Below are 16,621 nucleotides of genomic sequence, written 5' to 3'. Positions count from 1 at the left end.
GATATAATGATAAGGTGCTCAAATATTGGGTTGAAGAAGTAGTTAGAATTATAACTGATTTATAGAAATAGATAAGCTCTGGTTGGCGGAGCTATTAATGCATAATAGGTGAAAAACAATGAAAGAAATTTCGGCCCGTAATCTGATGAAAGGAAAAGTAAGCGCGATTTTTGAAGGCAGCGTGAATAATGAGGTAATGATTACACTTGAAAGTGGTGATGAAATTGTAACGGTTATTACAAAGCAGAGCTGCACTTATTTAAAGATTGGGCTTAATAAACCTGTTGTTGCGATTATTAAAGCTCCTTGGGTGATATTAGCAACCCCAAATTGTGGTTTATTATTTTCAGCTCGGAATCAATTTAATGGCAAGATTGTTGAGCTTCAAAAAGGAGCAGTAAATTCATCTGTTCGTTTTATAACAGAACATGGTTTACAGTTAACGGCAATTGTTACTAATGAAAGTATAGATGAGATGGGGCTTGAGGTGGGTAAAGATATTTTAGGATTGGTCAAAGCATCCAATATAATCCTTGCAGTTGAAGATCATAAATAGTTTATCAAAACGCATTAAATTGCTTAATAAAATGAGCACATGGTAAAATCAATGGTAGTTAATGGATTTTTTTAGAGATTTTCTCTACATTGAATCTGTAATTTAAACGTTAATAAGGATTATTGCATGAAAAAATTATTATTAAGTTCCATGGCATTATTTGTATTAGCTGCTTGTTCAACTGCGAGTTCTCCAATGACCCAATTAGTTACAAAAATTCCTCAAGCACAAGAGATCGAACATCATAACTACGAGTTAGTATCGATTAATGGTAAAGAATATAAAGCGGAGAAAGGTGGAAATGTTCCAAGTATTACATTCTCCGAAAATATGCAAATTACGGGAACCATGTGTAATAATTTCTTTGGTAAAGGCACTATTAGTAAACGTGGTGTTATTACAGCGAAAGGGATGGGAATGACACGTATGCTATGTGAGGATGCCACTCTTAATAATTTAGATAGTGATATTTCAAACCTTTTAACAAATGGTGCTGAAATCACAATTTCTGAAGATGGTCAATATTTAAAACTCATGAGCCCTACAACAAGTTTAGAGTTTAAATTAAACGATAAAAAATAGTTGAAGTGGATCATTCGTAGCATATAAAGGCAATCCTATGGGATTGCCTTTTTGCTAAGTTATTTAAAACTTTTAATTGACAAAAATAAGAGGATAAAGATGAAAGAACATTGGAATAAAAGATTCAAGGGTACTGAATATCTCTATGGAAAAGAGGCTAATCAATTTATTCAAAAAATTTGGCCCCAGTTAGGAATCTCAGGTGAGGTATTGGCCATTGCTGAAGGTGAAGGGCGCAACGCTTTTTATATTGCTCAACACGCAGAGAATACTGAAAAAAAGTTACATGTGGATCTTTGGGATTATTCAGAAGTTGCGTTGGAAAAAGTCAACAATAAAAAAGGTACTTTACCAATAACAACTAGAGAGGTTGACTTAACGGATGATATACACACCCCATGGCTAGATAATCATTATGATGCTGTAATTTGTGTATTTGGCCATTTTGCAAAAGCGGATCAACGAAAGATCTTCACCAATGTTCGCAAAACTATTAAAAGCGAGGGATGGTTCATTGGAGAAGTTTATTCAGAAGCGCAGATTTCTTACGAAACAGGAGGGCCTCGTAATCTTAATTTACTCTACCATCCATCGATTTTTATGGAAATTTTTAAAGATGATTTTATAAAGCATCTATTTCTTGGCGAAGTGATCAGAAAGGAAGGAGAATTACATAATGGATTGTGCCATGTTATTCAATTTGCAATTCAAATCTGTAAGTAAAAAAAGAGCGACTTTTGTGAGTCGCTCTAAAACTTATCTATCAACATACAACGATAGATTATAGTAGGAAAAAGTAAGCATAAATTGTCAAAATTCCAATACAACAAAGATTTAAAATTCCTCCCGCAAACATCATATCGCGCTGTTTTAAATGACCTGTTCCAAAAACGATTGCGTTAGGCGGTGTCGCTATCGGTAACATAAATGCACATGAGGCTCCTAATCCAATCATAAGAACTAAGCCCTCTTCTGGCATGTTCATCTCGCGAGCAACAGCTGCAAAAACAGGCACTAAAAGAGCTGCTGATGCAGTATTGCTAGTAAATTCCGTAAGAACAATGATAAATACAACGACAACTAAGATGACTATAAAAGGATGTGATCGTCCAAAAATTTCTGCTACTGTGTTACCCAATATTTCAGATGCGCCTGATCCTCCAAGCACCATACTTAATGTTAGTCCACCGCCAAATAAAAATAATACTCCCCAATCAGTATTTTCTGAGACCTCTTGCCAAGAAGCTAAGCCCAAAATAACAACAGCAGTAGCACAGGCAATAGCGACAAATGTATCTGGAGAGGTAATGCCGAAATATTCTTTTATAAAGGAACCACTTACCCAAGCAATTGCCGTTACAACAAATAGAATAGTTGCAAGAACGCGAGGGACTGTCCAAGGAATCACTTCATCGGTCACTTCTATTTTCAGATTAAGCTTAGGTCTAAAAATAATATAGAGGATTCCGAACATTACTGGCATCAAAACAATCATCATTGGAATTCCAACTCTAAACCACTCATCAAAGCTGTAATTTAGGGCTTTGGCGGCGATTGCATTAGGTGGTGAGCCTACTAATGTTCCTAATCCTCCAATGCTCGCGGAATAAGCTATTCCTAGTAAGATAAAAATGAATGTTCCACGCTCTTTACTAAAATCTAAATTACTCATAATTCCTAAGGCAAGTGGTAACATCATTGCTGCTGTCGCTGTATTACTAATCCACATAGAGAGCCCAGCGGTGACGAAGAAAAGAGAGAAAACAGTGATACCCAGATGTCCTTTAGAGAGGCGAATCATAAAGAGTGCGATTTTTCGGTCGATTTTCTGCATATGAAGTGCTGTTGCTAATGCAAATCCTCCGAAGAAAAGAAATATAATGGGATCTGCAAAATTGGTTAGTGATGATTTCACAGTAATCGATTCAGGGACACCGAGAACAACGGCACTCAAAGGGACTAGAAGCGCTGTAATCGTCGTATGAACAATTTCAGTTAACCAAAGTGCGCCTATAAAAAATAGGATAATGAGCCCTTTGTTTGCTTGTTCAGTAAAAGGTAGAAAACGATAGATAACGGCACATATTATCGTCACAATCGCAATACCAATGACTGATTTAAGAACCTTTGCAATATTAAAACGCGAAAGATCTTCGTATAAAATGTTGGGATTTTCAGCTGAACCCATAATAATTTTCACTCCTTGCTGGTACTGGTGATAATAATTTTTGTAAATTTTAGTAGTTATTTTTCAGGATACTTATAGTAGATCAACTGTAATAATTCAACATTTACGCTAATAATTGATAAATGATAGCCATAAAATTCGATATGTTTTTGCGATCATTGTCATAAAAAGACAAATATTTTCATATATCTATCAATTATTAATTGATATAATAAAAGGATGAAATAATTAGGTTAAATTGACTTAAATCATTCATGTAATCGTAAAAATAATTTTATTAACTTTAGAAGGAAGCATGAAATATGGAACGCGCAATTAAAAATTGGTGGCTCTGGGTAATCATTGGGATTCTCTACATTGTTCTGAGTGGATTCTTATTTTTTAAACCCTTTGTAAGTTTTGTTGTATTAGCCCAATTTATGGTGGCATTTTTCTTTGTTACCGGATTTTTCGAGATATTTTATGCAGTGACAAACCGTCATATCTCTGGGTGGGGATTTAATCTTGCAATGGGGATCTTACAGGTATTTATCGGTGGTTATATTATGAGCCATAGTGCAGAAGGCCTTCCTGAAATGATGCTAATTTTTCTTATCATGTTCTGGTTAATTTTTTATGGTATTTCCGCGATTTCTTTCTCATTTAGCCTCAAAAAAATGGGTGTAAATGCTTGGTGGCTAACACTTGTTATTGGTATTTTAGCGTTGATTGTTGGAATGATTATTCCTTATTCACCAGGTAGCGGTATCGTCTTTATTACGACTTTATTAGGAGCTTTTTCACTGTTATTTGGTATTTATAGTCTCTATTTTGGTTTTGCATTTCGTCGTTTTAGAAACTAACTTTACTAAATTATGAAGATTAAAAAAGCCTAGGATAACTTCTAGGCTTTTTTATACATTATATATCAGATAGATAAATGGTTTTATAACAAAAGATTGCGGATATAGAATAATGCTTTTATAAAACTTAAAATAAAAGTATTGAGTCCGGTGAAAAATATTGAAATCAATTATCAATAACTTTTAATAAATCTTGCAGTTTTGCTGGTTTTTTCGAGGTAGAATAGCCTTGTAACTTTAGTTGTTTTATGGTTTTAGTGTGATTGGTTTTCCGTGAAAATTAATTGATCAAGATTATTGTAACCTTGTTTTTGTGCTTCATTTAAAAAGTGTTTTATGACTTCGTCAGGAAGCGTTGGAGTCCGTGATAATAACCATAAATATTTTCGTGAAGGATCGCCAACTAGCGCGACTTGATACTCTGGATCAATTTTTAGTACCCAGTAGTCTCCTTTCGTAAAAGGGATCCAGCGAAGATACTTAGGCAGGAAAGTGACTTTTAGTTGACTTTTAACTTCATTTTTGGGGTAAGCAATACCAACGGCTTCATCAAAGCTATCATTCTCTATTTTACAGCGGTTGGTTACCTCAAGATTTTCGTTATTTAAAACATAATTTGCAGTAATATCTCCGATACATTTACTCTGAAATATATTAGGCAAGCGTGCAATTTCATACCATTTACCAAGATATTGATTCACATTAAATGTAGTGATGGCATGGACCTCAGCCGGAATGTTATCAGTTTCTGTGGCAAAAGTGGTATTGCTATTGAATAGAAATAATAGGGCTAACAGTACGCTATGGGCTTGTTTTTTCATAAAAAATCTCACATCAAATTATAAATAGCTTTGATAAATATATCATCTTGTTATGGCGTTAATATTTAAATAAAATTATTGAATTTCTCGTATATCTGCAATGGCACATTTTTTCATTAATGGTGAATGAAGATAATTTAATAATTTTGAAGCGGACTCATGCGGAGACAATAATGAGCCATTTTCTTTCATCTCCTTGAAACGCTCTACATTCGGAAAAGCAGTTACTTCACTATTACGTATTGTGTTTTGCATATCAGTATCGATAACGCCAGGTGCAATCGCCACTACTTGAATTGGATGTTCTTGTGTTTCTTGTTCAAGGTGCATTGCTCGTGAAAAATGATCGATAGCAGCTTTTGTCATGCAGTAGATAGACCACCCTTCATATACGTGACGACCAGCGCCAGAAGAGATATTCATAACATTTTTTCTAATAGGCAAAGTTTGTACTAAATGTACGAATGCATTAGTGAGTCGCACGAGTGCAGTAATATTTAATGTAATTGCTTGTTCAATTTGTTGATCATTAAGTTCGCCAACAAGATTGATCGGCTCAACGATGCCGGCATTATTTACAAGATTGATCTCGGTTGCTATGGGAAGAAAGGGTGCTAACCATTCGATAATCCGATTTGGTGCGTCTGGGTCTGTAAGATCAAGAGTGAGTAGATTTGTAAGATGATTGGGATTTGAACGAGCAACACGAAGTACTTTATGTCCTTCAGCTTCCAATATTGTTGCCATTGCATGCCCAATCCCTTTTGATGCACCTGTAATAATATAAACTTTCATTCATTTAACCTCTCTCAAATCATATTATAAGGAACTTATTTTGCTGTATCTCTTTAGTTTATCACTCTTTAAAAAAGGATTTTGAGGAACAAAAAAGGGCTTGAGTGGTTACGTTAAAAAAGTTTCATGTATAATGCTAGCTTGTCAAAAATTATTGAAGGTGACTCTGTTTTATGAAAACTTATCGACAATTGCTCTTAATGCTCTGTTTGTTCTTCGGTGTGACTGTTTTTGCAGAACAATTGTATGTAAGTGATAATTTACAAGCACCTGTGCGTGCAGGTTCCGGCGATAATTATCGTATTACTAAAATGATTACAGCGGGTGAGCCTGTTGAAAAAATTGGTATCCGTAATGGATACGTACAAATTCGCTATGATGATGGTAAGCGAACGGGTTGGATTCACGAAAACTTCCTCATGCAAGAGCCAAGCGCTCGTAATTATATCGAAGAAGCTCGCACTCGGTACGAACCGCTATTGAATGAAAATAGAGCATTAGAAGAAGAGATTAATCGCCTAAAAACTGAAAATGAGAGTGTGAAGAGTCGTCTTAACAATGAAAAAGACGATCTAAAATTAGAGTTAGAAGTATTAACAGCGGAAAATGATGCACTGAAATCTGAAATTATTGAACTTAAAAAACTTTATGCTCACGAGATTGAGTTAGCGCAAAAAAATGATGAATTGAATAAACGCGATCATGTTCAAAAAGTTGAGATTACGACATTAAAGCAAGAAAATGCCCGTCTTCAAGCGGTCAATCGTAGTAGCGAATGGACTGCAGGAGCCCTAATTTTATTGGGTGGAATTATTTTAGGTTCAGCGATTTTGCCTCGTCTTTTTGCAAAAACACGTCGAAAAAGAAGCTGGGATTTTTAAAAAAATATTGACACTTTTACATAGAATCGTTTTAATAGATTCAGCCGATTTGATACAGCTTGCGGGCAAAACAGCTAAAGCGTGATATAGATGAATGATAAATAGGTCATTCTTCCTATGCCGAATAATAAGAACCCGCGATGTAATTACATTGTGGGTTTTTTGTTATCAGATTGAAAAAATCTCGGCAATCATGTAAGCGGATAATCAAATTGATGTAAGAAAATTATATTAATTAAAAGGATGCATTATGCCGTACACACAAACATTTTTTATAAGATTTAAAAATATTTTTTTGCTAATTATTGGTCTTTGTTTAGCAATTTTTTTAGTAGCATGCTCTGATAAAAAAGAGGCATCACTAGCAAATACTGATACTAAAAAAGAGATCGTTATTGGTGTCGTTATCGGAGATAACGGTCCAATTATTCGTAATGTAATTGGGCCGATTCTTGAAAGAGAAGGTTATACTTATCGTTTAGTCGAGTTCACCGACTATGTTAGACCGAATTTAGCGCTAGCAGATGGTGATTTAGACATTAATATTTTCCAACATAAGCCGTATTTAGACGCATTTAAAGCGCAACATAACCTTGCTATCGAAGAAGTATTTCAAATTCCAACAGGACCTTATGGGCTTTACGCAGGAAAAACAAAAAACCTTGATGCCGCGTATCGGGGCATGAAAGTATCTGCACCAAATGATCCATCAAACTTTGCGCGAGTTCTAGTAATTATGGACTATTTAGGGTGGATTAAATTAAAAGAAAATACCAATCCTTTAACAGCTTCTCGTAATGATATTGCTGAAAATCTTTTAGATGTAGAAATTATTACACTTGATGCAGCTCAGCTGCCAAGAACGCTAAATGATGTTGATTTTTCGGCAATTAATGGGAACTATGCAAAAGATGCAGGACTTAATCCAGAGGATGCGATTTTTAAAGAACCAACTTTCACTTACATAAATTATTCTGCTGCACGTATTGAAGATCGTGATGAAGAGTGGTTGAAAGCAATTACTGATGCATTTAATTCAGATGAATTTAAAGCATATACAGCAGAACATTTTAAAGGTTATCAATTACCTGAAAATTGGCAATAACGAAAAAATCACACAGTCATAGGAAATAATTATGAATAAATTTGTAAAAGGCATACTGTTTACTGCTATTTTGGCAACTACTTCTTTTTTAGTCGCTTGTAATTCTGATGAGAAAATAACGAACTCACAAGATCTAAAAAAAATTCGTATTGGAACAACGGTAGGCGATTTTGCGGATATGGTCACTGATTCAGTGAAGCCACAGTTGGAAAAGAAAGGATATGAAGTGGAATTAGTGGTGTTTACGGATTATGTTCTCCCAAATCGTGCGCTTGCAGATGGCTCACTAGAGATTAATACATTCCAGCATTTACCGTATCTTAATTCCTTTAAAGCTCTTAATAATCTTGATATCACAGAGGTTTTTCAAATTCCAACAGGCCCACTAGGAATTTATAGTGGGAAGAAGAATTCTTTAGAAAATATTACTCCAGGTAGTACTTTCGCAGTTGCGAACGATCCTAGTAACTTTTCCCGTACATTAATGTTATTGCAAGATGTAGGATTGATTAAAATTAAAGAAGGGGTTGATCCATTAAAGTCAACAGAAGCGGATATTGTAGAAAATCCACATATCATTAAATTGGTAAAATTAGAGGCTCCACAATTACCGCGTGTACGAGCGGATGTTGATTTTGTTGTTATTCCCGGAAATTATGCCGCTAGCTCAAACATCCCTTTTTCTGATGCTTTATTTACAGATCCTGGGTTTGTCTTTATTAACTGGGCAGCAGTGAAAACGAAAGACCTTAATACACCTTGGTTAAAAGATGTCACTGAAGCATATAATTCAAAAGAGTTTAAAGATTATGCTGCTAGCCGTTTTGCTGGCTATAAGTATCCGGCTGCATGGAATGAGGATGCTAAGTAACACCTACTATTATAATTAATTAGCTAAAATAGCGAGCAGCTCATATGAGCTGCTTTTTTGTGGCTATATTGTTAGTAGGTAGAATGTTTTTAATAAGAAACAGCAACTTTTTATTGTAATTACTGTAAATTTATATTAGTGTACTATTACAGTAATACAAAAATACAATATAAGAGGATAGGATGAAAACCAATCGCCTAAAAGTTGCTATACAAAAATCAGGTCGTCTGAGTGATGCATCAATACAGTTACTTGAAAAAAGTGGGCTTAAAATCAATGTGACAAAAGATAAATTAATTGCTCATGTCGAGAATATGCCTATTGATATTCTTCGCGTTCGAGATGACGATATACCAGGTCTTGTATTCGATGGTGTTGTTGATGTTGGGATTGTTGGACAAAATGTACTTGAAGAGGTTTCTTTAAGTAGAAACCAAGAAGTTGATTCTCTTTATCGTGTTATACAGATTCTTCCATTTGGCGCATGTCGATTATCACTAGCGGTTCCTAAAGATGAAGAATATAAGAATATTGAAGACTTCCAGAATCGCCGTATCGCTACTTCATTTCCGCATTTATTAAATCGATATTTTTCTCAAAATAATATCAATATAAAAAACTCGCTTTTGACAGGCTCAGTCGAAGTTGCGCCACGTGCAGGTTTAGCAGATGCAATTTGTGATTTAGTTTCTTCTGGTGCTACGTTAGAGGCAAATGGATTAAAAGAAGTGGAAGTAATTTTTCGCTCTAAAGCATGTTTGATTCGTACATCTCAAGATATTGGTCTTGAAAAAGAAGCATTGCTAGCAAAGTTAATGCCTCGTATCCAAAGTGTTATTCAAGCAACTGAGTCTAAATATATTATGCTTCATGCACCAAAGAGCTGTTTATCAGAAATTAGTGCATTGCTCCCGGGTGCTGAAAATCCGACAATTTTGCCATTAGCAAATGATGATAGTCGAGTTGCTATGCATGTCGTTAGTAGTGAAACTCTTTTTTGGGAAACAATGGAAGCACTTAAAGAGCGCGGAGCGAGTTCTATTTTAGTACTGCCCATTGAGAAGATGATGGAGTAGTTATGAAAATATATCAGTGGAATAAATTAACAAAAATGGAAAGAAATGCAGTTCTTGCTCGTCCAGCGCAACTAAATGCAACGTCCATTACAGAAAGTGTAGATTTAATTAAAAATGCTGTTTTTACTAAAGGTGATGCCGCAATTCTTGAGTTAACAGAGAAATTTGATAAGCGTGTAATTAAAAATTTAGAGGTGAGTAAAGAAGCGATTAGGGCAGCTGAAAAAAGATTAGATAAGCCGTTTAAAAACGCGTTAAAAGTAGCATACACAAATATTAAAAAATTTCATGAAGCACAAAAACAAAAGCCAACGACGGTGATAACGATGAAGGGAGTAGAGTGCTCCCTAGTTACTCGGCCTATACATTCAGTTGGGCTCTATATTCCTGGAGGGAGTGCACCACTTTTTTCAACAGTTTTAATGTTAACTATCCCTGCGAAAATTGCAGGGTGTAAAGAGATTGTTTTAGCATCACCTCCACCGATTGCGGATGAAATTCTATATGCGGCTAAGTTCTGTGGAGTCAATAAAATTTATCAGATGGGAGGGGCTCAGGCGATATTTGGGCTTGGTTTAGGTACAAAAACGATTAATAAAGTCGATAAAATCTTCGGTCCTGGTAATAGTTATGTAACGGAAGCAAAACGGCAAGTTAGTCAACTACCAAACGGCCCATCAATTGATATGCCTGCAGGACCCTCAGAGGTTTTAGTAATTACTGATGGTCATGCAAATCCTGACTTTGTAGCATCAGACTTGCTATCTCAAGCAGAGCATGGTTCAGACTCACAAGTAATATTAGTCTCAACTTGTAATGATTTTATCGCCAAAGTGAATGTCAGTATCGAGACCCAGCTTAAAAGACTCTCACGCGCAGAAATAGCAAAAGAAGCTTTATCAAATAGTCTGGCAATCTATGTCGATAGCATCGATGAAGCAATCAATGTAAGTAATCAATATGCTCCCGAGCACTTAATACTACAATTTTCCGACGCAGAAGCACAGATAGATAATATTGAGAATGCAGGTTCTATTTTTGTAGGGGCTTTCTCTCCTGAATCTATGGGCGATTATGCCTCAGGAACTAATCATGTATTACCAACTTATGGTTATGCAAAAACTTACTCTAGCTTAGGAATTGCTGATTTCTCCAAACGGATGACTATACAAAAACTTAGTGAAGAAGGTTTTTCACAACTCGCCCCAACGGTTGCACTTTTAGCTGAAAAAGAGCAATTAGATGCCCATAAATTGGCGGTAACTGTTCGTATTGATTACTTAAAAAACCAAAAATAACAAAATAATCGTCAAAGAAGGAGAAGAGGATGACTTTATCGATAGCAGAAAAACTCTGCCGATCTTCTATTAAAAAAATAGAAACATATCGTGTTGACTCACGCGAATCGAGTGATGCAATTTATCTTGATGCAAATGAAAACCCTTATATAAAAACCGTTGATTTTCCAATAAAAGTTAATCGATACCCAGAGTCCCAACCTAAAGTATTACGCTATGAGTACGCGAAGTATTTAGAAATTGATTATGAGGAAGTTCTTGTAACTTTAGGTGGTGATTCTGCTATTGAGCTTTTAATCAAAACATTTTGTGAATCAGGAGTGGATCAACTTTTATACTGCCCACCTACATTCGGAATGTATCAAGTGACTTGTGATCTTTATGATATAAAGACATTAAAAATCCCACTTAACCCTGATTTTACGCTCAATACAGAAGAATTATTAAAAGCAATAGATAACGTAAAAATGGTTTTTCTATGTAGTCCTAACAATCCTACTGGAAATCTAATTCCATCACAAGAAATTGAGAGAATTCTTGATGCAACAGCAAATAAAACTATTGTTGTGCTTGATGAGGCTTACATTGAGTTTAGTGAAGCTGAATCGTGGGTGAAAAAAGTAAAAAAATATCCTCATTTAGCAATTATACGGACCCTTTCAAAGGCTTTCGGTTTAGCTGGGTTACGTTGTGGCTTTATAGTAGCAGATGCATCATTAATTTCTATTTTACAACGCACAATTGCTCCATATCCTATTCCTGTTCCTGTAATTGCCATGGCAGAAAAAGCATTAACAGATGAAGCGATAGAAAGGATGGAAGATGATTGTAAAAAGCTGTTAAAAATTAGAGATGAATTTTTTGATAAACTCAAAAAATACTCTTTTGTAAAACAGATTTTCCCAAGTGATGCCAATTTTATTCTTATAAAAGTAGAAGATTCTCATAGTCTGTATCAATATCTCCAAGAAAACAAAATATTTGTCCGTCTACAAAGCGCACCACAATTAAAAAATTGTTTACGCATCTCGATAGGCTTATCAGAAGAGATGGAAAAGCTTGATGCCGTGCTAAGTCGATTTGCAGCATTTTAAAATATATTGATCTAACAAAATTTTTAATGGAAAAGATAATGAAAAAAGTTCTTTTTATTGATCGTGATGGGACATTAATTGATGAACCAAAAACAGATTTTCAGATCGATAGTCTCGAAAAATTGGTCTTTGAACCCTATGTAATTCCCTCGCTTTTAGAACTTAAAAAAGCGGGGTACCGATTAGTCATTGTTTCCAACCAAGATGGGTTGGGGACAAACAGTTTCCCAATTGATGATTTTGACATTCCTCAGCAAAAGATGCTGGCCTTATTTCATTCCCAAGGTATTGAGTTTGATGAAGTTTTAATCTGTCCTCATTTTGAAAAAGATGAGTGTAGTTGTCGTAAGCCAAAATTAGGAATTGTAGAAGAATACCTTCGCCAAAATAGTATTGATCCTCGTAATAGCTATGTAATTGGAGACCGAGAGACTGATTGTCAATTAGCAGAAAATATGGGAATTACGGGTTTACTTTATGATCGTGAAAATTTATCTTGGCCTCTTATAACCGAAAAATTAGTCAGAGGTGAAGATATCGATAGACAGAATAGGCCTCTACGCCGCTCAGAAGTTTCAAGAAAAACTAAAGAGACCGATATTAACATTGCATTATTTTTAGATGAACCAGGCATCAGTACAGTCTCTACCGGTATACCATTTTTTGATCATATGTTGGATCAAATCGCTACACATGGTGGTTTTAAGATGAATATCGCTGTAATAGGGGATTTAGAGATTGATGATCATCATACTGTTGAAGATACAGGAATCACTTTTGGAGAAGCTTTAAAAATTGCTTTGGGTAATAAACGTGGTATTGGTCGTTTTGGTTTTGTTCTGCCCATGGATGAATGTGAAGCATTTTGTACGCTCGATCTTTCTGGCAGACCTCATTTAGAATTTGACGCTACTTTTGATCGCGAAAAAGTTGGGACATTTAGTACAGAGATGACCTCTCACTTTTTTAAATCGCTCTCATATTCACTCGGATGCACATTGCATTTACGGGTGAAAGGGGAAAATACTCATCATAAAATTGAATCATTATTTAAAGTATTCGGTCGCACATTACGACAAGCAATTCGCGTCGAAGGTAATGAATTACCAAGCTCTAAAGGGATACTCTAATTACTTATACTATCCGAAAAATTATAAAAAGAGTGAAAAATATGATAATTCCTGCATTAGATCTTATAAATGGACAAGTGGTTCGATTGAAGCAAGGGGACTATGAACGGCAAACAACTTTTGCTTATTCGCCCCTAGAGCAGTTTAAAGAGTATGAGAATCAAGGGGGTGAGTATTTTCATCTTGTTGATCTCGATGGTGCAAAAGACCCAAGTAAGCGACAGTTAAACCTGATTTCAAGCATTGTTAAAAATCTCAATACTGATATCCAAGTAGGTGGAGGTATTCGTAGCGCTAAAGATATCGAGGATTTACTTTCCATCGGTGTAAAGCGTATTGTTATTGGCTCTAAAGCGGTGAAATCGCCAGAAGAAGTAAAAGAGTGGTTTCAAAAATATGGAGCAGATTCCCTTGTTTTAGCGCTTGATGTACGTGTGATTGGTGACAAAAAACGAGTCGCAATCAATGGCTGGCAAGAAACAAGTGAGATAGGTTTAGAGTTGATGATAGAGGATTATCTGACTGTCGGCTTAAAACATGTACTCTGTACAGATATCTCTCGCGATGGAATGCTACAAGGTTCAAATGTTGCACTCTATCGGGAGATAGCAAGAAAATATCCAACAATCCAATTTCAGTCTTCAGGCGGAATTGGATCGCTTGAAGATATCATTGCTCTCAGAGGAAGTGGTATCAGTGGTGTCATTATCGGAAGAGCATTATTAGAAGAAAAATTTACAGCCAAGGAGGCAATAAAATGCTGGCAACAATCGTCGCGTGTTTAGATGTAAAAGATGGAATTGTCGTGAAAGGGACTAAGTTCAGAGATCACGAAATTATGGGAGATCCCCTTATCCTTGCAAAACGTTATATTCAAGAAGGAGCTGATGAATTAGTAATTTATGATATTACCGCTTCCTCAAAAGGGAAAGTGGTAGATAAAAGTTGGATCAGAGAAATTAAAGCCTTTGTACCTATTCCACTTTGCGTCGCCGGAGGTATCAACTCCGTGGAGAGTGCAGCAGAACTATTTGCAAATGGTGCTGATAAAATTTCTATAAATTCCCCAGCGCTTGCAAATCCGAATCTGATTAATGAGCTCATTACTAAATTTGGTAGTGATAAGATTGTTGTCGGAATTGATTCTTATTATAACGAAGATCAAAATGAGTACCTTGTGTACACATTAACAGGTGATGAATCAACCACTTTAAAAACTGAATGGACAACCCTTGATTGGATCAAAGAAATTCAAAAAAGAGGTGTCAAAGAGATTGTTCTTAATATGATGAATCAAGATGGTATGCGTGATGGATATGATTTAGAGCAGTTGAAAAAAGTTCGTGAAATTTGTGCTGTAAAGTTAATAGCATCAGGAGGGGCCGGTACAAAAGAACATTTTCGTGATGCATATTTGGTGGCTAATGTTGATGGAACTCTAGGTGCCTCAGCATTTCATAAAGAGTTAGTCAATATTTCAGAACTTAAAAGCTTCCTGCAAGCCTCAGGTATTCAAGTACAAAAGGATCAATAATAAATGGAATTTAATAGTTTGGTACAAAAAATTAATTGGGAGAAGGTCAATGGGCTTATCCCAGTGATTATCCAAAATTTTCATACGGGCCGAGTACTAATGCTCGGATATATGAATTGTGATGCATTACAACTTACATTTGAAAAACAAGAAGTCGTTTTCTATTCCCGCACAAAAGAACGATTATGGCGAAAAGGGGAGAAGTCAGGCAATGTTCTTAAGCTTAAAGATATCTCGCTAGATTGTGATGCGGATACACTATTAATTTCTGTTGATCCTGTTGGCCCAACTTGCCATTTAGGGCGTAAAAGTTGCTTTGAAAAAGAATCAATTTTTGATTCTAGCTTTCTTTTTGAGTTAGAAAATATTATTTGTCAACGTAAAACTGATATTTCAAAAAATTCATATACAAAATCACTTTTTGCAAAAGGGACAAAAAGAATTGCACAAAAAGTTGGAGAAGAAGGTGTGGAGGTGGCATTAGCTTCAATGGCAAGAGATCGGGACGAAATTTTAAACGAATCAGCAGATCTGTTATATCATTTGCTTGTATTATTGCAAGATCAAGAGCTTGAATTGAATGCAGTTATTTCAATTTTAAAAAAACGTCATGAACAATTATCTTTTAAATAAAATATTTATTTATATTTCAATAAATATTAAATTCATAATTAGTATTAATTTGAAGGGGAGTTCATATTTTTAAGCTCTATTGTTAATTAAAATAATATTTATAAATTCATTGTTATTATATTAACTATAAATAATGTGTTTAAATTATTTAAATCATTTTTATTTTTTATGATAAATTATAAATATAATTTTGTATTAAAATAATAACAATGAGTTTAGGGATGAACTATGACTTTTCGATTGATGAGAATATTTCGCTCTGTTGCAGAGCATAAAAGTTTCAGTCGTGCAGCAACAGAAATGGATATTACGAGACCCGCAGTTAGCCAAGCTATCACGCAATTAGAAGATCAATTACAAGTAAAATTATTTAATCGCACTACACGAAGAGTGAATTTAACAGATGAAGGTATTCTTTATTATCACAATGTCGTTGATATTCTGGAGCGATTAGATTCAATCGGTGAACAATTACGATCTCCCAATAATGGGCCTAGTGGTCGAATACGTTTAGAGGTCTCTCCGGTAATTGCTAAATCAATTTTATTACCACATTTAGTCGATTTCCATGAGCATTATCCTAATATTGAAATTTTTATTGGTACCAATGACACAATGCTCAATTTTGAAGAAACATCGATCGATTTTGCACTTTATATAGGGCAAATTAATAATCCTAATGTCGAAGTAAAACAAATTGCAGATATTGGTTTTGTTTGTTGCGCTGCACCATCTTATCTCGATAAACATGGTTTTCCAGAAACATTAGAGGAATTAAGAGAGCATCGAGCTGTGAACTATTTTTCGCAGAAAACGGGACGGGTGATTCCTTGGCCTTTTATTGTTGAGGAAGAGATTGCTTATACAAGTTTAAAACATGATATTGCCGTAGATGATGCTGAAACATGTCTCGCATTTACATTAGCAGGGAAAGGAATTGGTTTAATTCCAAGTTTTCTTGCAAAACCCCATTTAGAATCTGGCCATCTATTAGAAATAGTGAACAAACATTCCGTAGATGATCAACCTCTTAATTTAATTTACTTACCAAATAAGATAGATAATCAAAAACTTGGGCTATTTTCCAAGTGGCTACAAGAAGTGACTCAAAATACATCTCATTAATAATACGACTCTATTTATTATTAATTTCTATAAGAAATAAGAAAAATTTAAGAGTTCTTTAATAGTAATCGCCCTAAATAACGACGATAA

General features: G+C 35.1%; 18 protein-coding genes. 15 read left to right on the top strand and 3 right to left on the bottom strand.

Annotated features, from left to right (window positions below; genetic code table 11):
- Positions 1–118 precede the first annotated feature (118 nt).
- The 3 genes from ACPF7B_RS03110 to ACPF7B_RS03100 all read left to right on the top strand — a co-directional run bounded on the left by ACPF7B_RS03110 (position 119) and on the right by ACPF7B_RS03100 (position 1,861).
- Positions 119–556, top strand: a complete 438-nt coding sequence (locus ACPF7B_RS03110) for a TOBE domain-containing protein (RefSeq protein WP_490506177.1) — start codon at positions 119–121, stop codon at positions 554–556.
- A gap of 126 nt (positions 557–682) precedes the next feature.
- A complete protein-coding gene (locus ACPF7B_RS03105; protein WP_490506176.1) occupies positions 683–1,138 on the top strand; it encodes an META domain-containing protein in 456 nt (151 codons plus the stop codon).
- Between the two features lie 99 nt (positions 1,139–1,237).
- Positions 1,238–1,861, top strand: a complete 624-nt coding sequence (locus ACPF7B_RS03100; protein WP_490506175.1) for a class I SAM-dependent methyltransferase — start codon at positions 1,238–1,240, stop codon at positions 1,859–1,861.
- A gap of 58 nt (positions 1,862–1,919) precedes the next feature.
- Here ACPF7B_RS03100 and ACPF7B_RS03095 read toward each other — a convergent pair whose 3' ends face one another.
- Positions 1,920–3,326 carry an SLC13 family permease gene (locus ACPF7B_RS03095; protein WP_490506174.1) on the bottom strand — a complete coding sequence of 469 codons (1,407 nt, stop codon included), beginning with the start codon at positions 3,324–3,326 and terminating at the stop codon, positions 1,920–1,922.
- 302 nt (positions 3,327–3,628) lie between these two features.
- Between ACPF7B_RS03095 and ACPF7B_RS03090 the strand changes: the two genes are divergently transcribed.
- A complete protein-coding gene (locus ACPF7B_RS03090; RefSeq protein WP_490506173.1) occupies positions 3,629–4,168 on the top strand; it encodes an HdeD family acid-resistance protein in 540 nt (179 codons plus the stop codon).
- Positions 4,169–4,422: 254 nt separating this feature from the next.
- Here ACPF7B_RS03090 and ACPF7B_RS03085 read toward each other — a convergent pair whose 3' ends face one another.
- The gene (locus ACPF7B_RS03085) at positions 4,423–4,989 is read right to left on the bottom strand and encodes a lipocalin family protein (RefSeq protein WP_490506172.1); all 567 of its coding nucleotides are present in this window, start codon (positions 4,987–4,989) and stop codon (positions 4,423–4,425) included.
- A gap of 75 nt (positions 4,990–5,064) precedes the next feature.
- On the bottom strand, positions 5,065–5,784 hold the full coding sequence (locus ACPF7B_RS03080) for an SDR family NAD(P)-dependent oxidoreductase (protein ID WP_490506171.1): 720 nt from the start codon (positions 5,782–5,784) through the stop codon (positions 5,065–5,067).
- 173 nt (positions 5,785–5,957) lie between these two features.
- Here ACPF7B_RS03080 and ACPF7B_RS03075 point away from each other — a divergent pair, with 173 nt between their 5' ends.
- The 11 genes from ACPF7B_RS03075 to ACPF7B_RS03025 all read left to right on the top strand — a co-directional run bounded on the left by ACPF7B_RS03075 (position 5,958) and on the right by ACPF7B_RS03025 (position 16,531).
- A complete protein-coding gene (locus ACPF7B_RS03075; RefSeq protein ID WP_490506170.1) occupies positions 5,958–6,665 on the top strand; it encodes a TIGR04211 family SH3 domain-containing protein in 708 nt (235 codons plus the stop codon).
- Positions 6,666–6,915: 250 nt separating this feature from the next.
- Positions 6,916–7,770: a MetQ/NlpA family ABC transporter substrate-binding protein gene (locus tag ACPF7B_RS03070; RefSeq protein ID WP_490506169.1), complete on the top strand. Its 855-nt coding sequence runs from the start codon at positions 6,916–6,918 to the stop codon at positions 7,768–7,770.
- Positions 7,771–7,801: 31 nt separating this feature from the next.
- Positions 7,802–8,641, top strand: coding sequence for a MetQ/NlpA family ABC transporter substrate-binding protein (locus ACPF7B_RS03065; protein ID WP_490506168.1), 840 nt, complete (start codon positions 7,802–7,804; stop codon positions 8,639–8,641).
- Positions 8,642–8,823: 182 nt separating this feature from the next.
- Complete coding sequence (gene hisG / locus ACPF7B_RS03060; RefSeq protein ID WP_490506167.1) at positions 8,824–9,717, top strand: ATP phosphoribosyltransferase; 894 nt, start codon at positions 8,824–8,826, stop codon at positions 9,715–9,717.
- Positions 9,718–9,719: 2 nt separating this feature from the next.
- On the top strand, positions 9,720–11,015 hold the full coding sequence (gene hisD / locus ACPF7B_RS03055; RefSeq protein WP_490506166.1) for a histidinol dehydrogenase: 1,296 nt from the start codon (positions 9,720–9,722) through the stop codon (positions 11,013–11,015).
- Positions 11,016–11,044: 29 nt separating this feature from the next.
- The gene (gene hisC / locus ACPF7B_RS03050; RefSeq protein WP_490506165.1) at positions 11,045–12,109 is read left to right on the top strand and encodes a histidinol-phosphate transaminase; all 1,065 of its coding nucleotides are present in this window, start codon (positions 11,045–11,047) and stop codon (positions 12,107–12,109) included.
- A gap of 38 nt (positions 12,110–12,147) precedes the next feature.
- On the top strand, positions 12,148–13,239 hold the full coding sequence (gene hisB / locus ACPF7B_RS03045) for a bifunctional histidinol-phosphatase/imidazoleglycerol-phosphate dehydratase HisB (protein WP_490506164.1): 1,092 nt from the start codon (positions 12,148–12,150) through the stop codon (positions 13,237–13,239).
- A gap of 41 nt (positions 13,240–13,280) precedes the next feature.
- On the top strand, positions 13,281–14,024 hold the full coding sequence (gene hisA, locus ACPF7B_RS03040; RefSeq protein ID WP_490506163.1) for a 1-(5-phosphoribosyl)-5-[(5-phosphoribosylamino)methylideneamino]imidazole-4-carboxamide isomerase: 744 nt from the start codon (positions 13,281–13,283) through the stop codon (positions 14,022–14,024).
- Positions 13,997–14,773 (top strand): imidazole glycerol phosphate synthase subunit HisF, encoded by a 777-nt coding sequence (gene hisF, locus ACPF7B_RS03035; RefSeq protein WP_490506162.1) that lies wholly within the window; start codon positions 13,997–13,999, stop codon positions 14,771–14,773. The genes hisA and hisF overlap by 28 nt, the downstream gene beginning before the upstream one ends.
- A 3-nt stretch (positions 14,774–14,776) precedes the next feature.
- The gene (gene hisIE, locus ACPF7B_RS03030; RefSeq protein WP_490506161.1) at positions 14,777–15,406 is read left to right on the top strand and encodes a bifunctional phosphoribosyl-AMP cyclohydrolase/phosphoribosyl-ATP diphosphatase HisIE; all 630 of its coding nucleotides are present in this window, start codon (positions 14,777–14,779) and stop codon (positions 15,404–15,406) included.
- A gap of 228 nt (positions 15,407–15,634) precedes the next feature.
- A complete protein-coding gene (locus ACPF7B_RS03025; protein ID WP_490506160.1) occupies positions 15,635–16,531 on the top strand; it encodes a LysR family transcriptional regulator in 897 nt (298 codons plus the stop codon).
- The last annotated feature ends 90 nt before the right edge of the window (positions 16,532–16,621 follow it).

This window comes from Ignatzschineria sp. 22MB058224, assembly GCF_058188435.1.
This window is presented reverse-complemented; position numbering and strand designations above follow the sequence as displayed.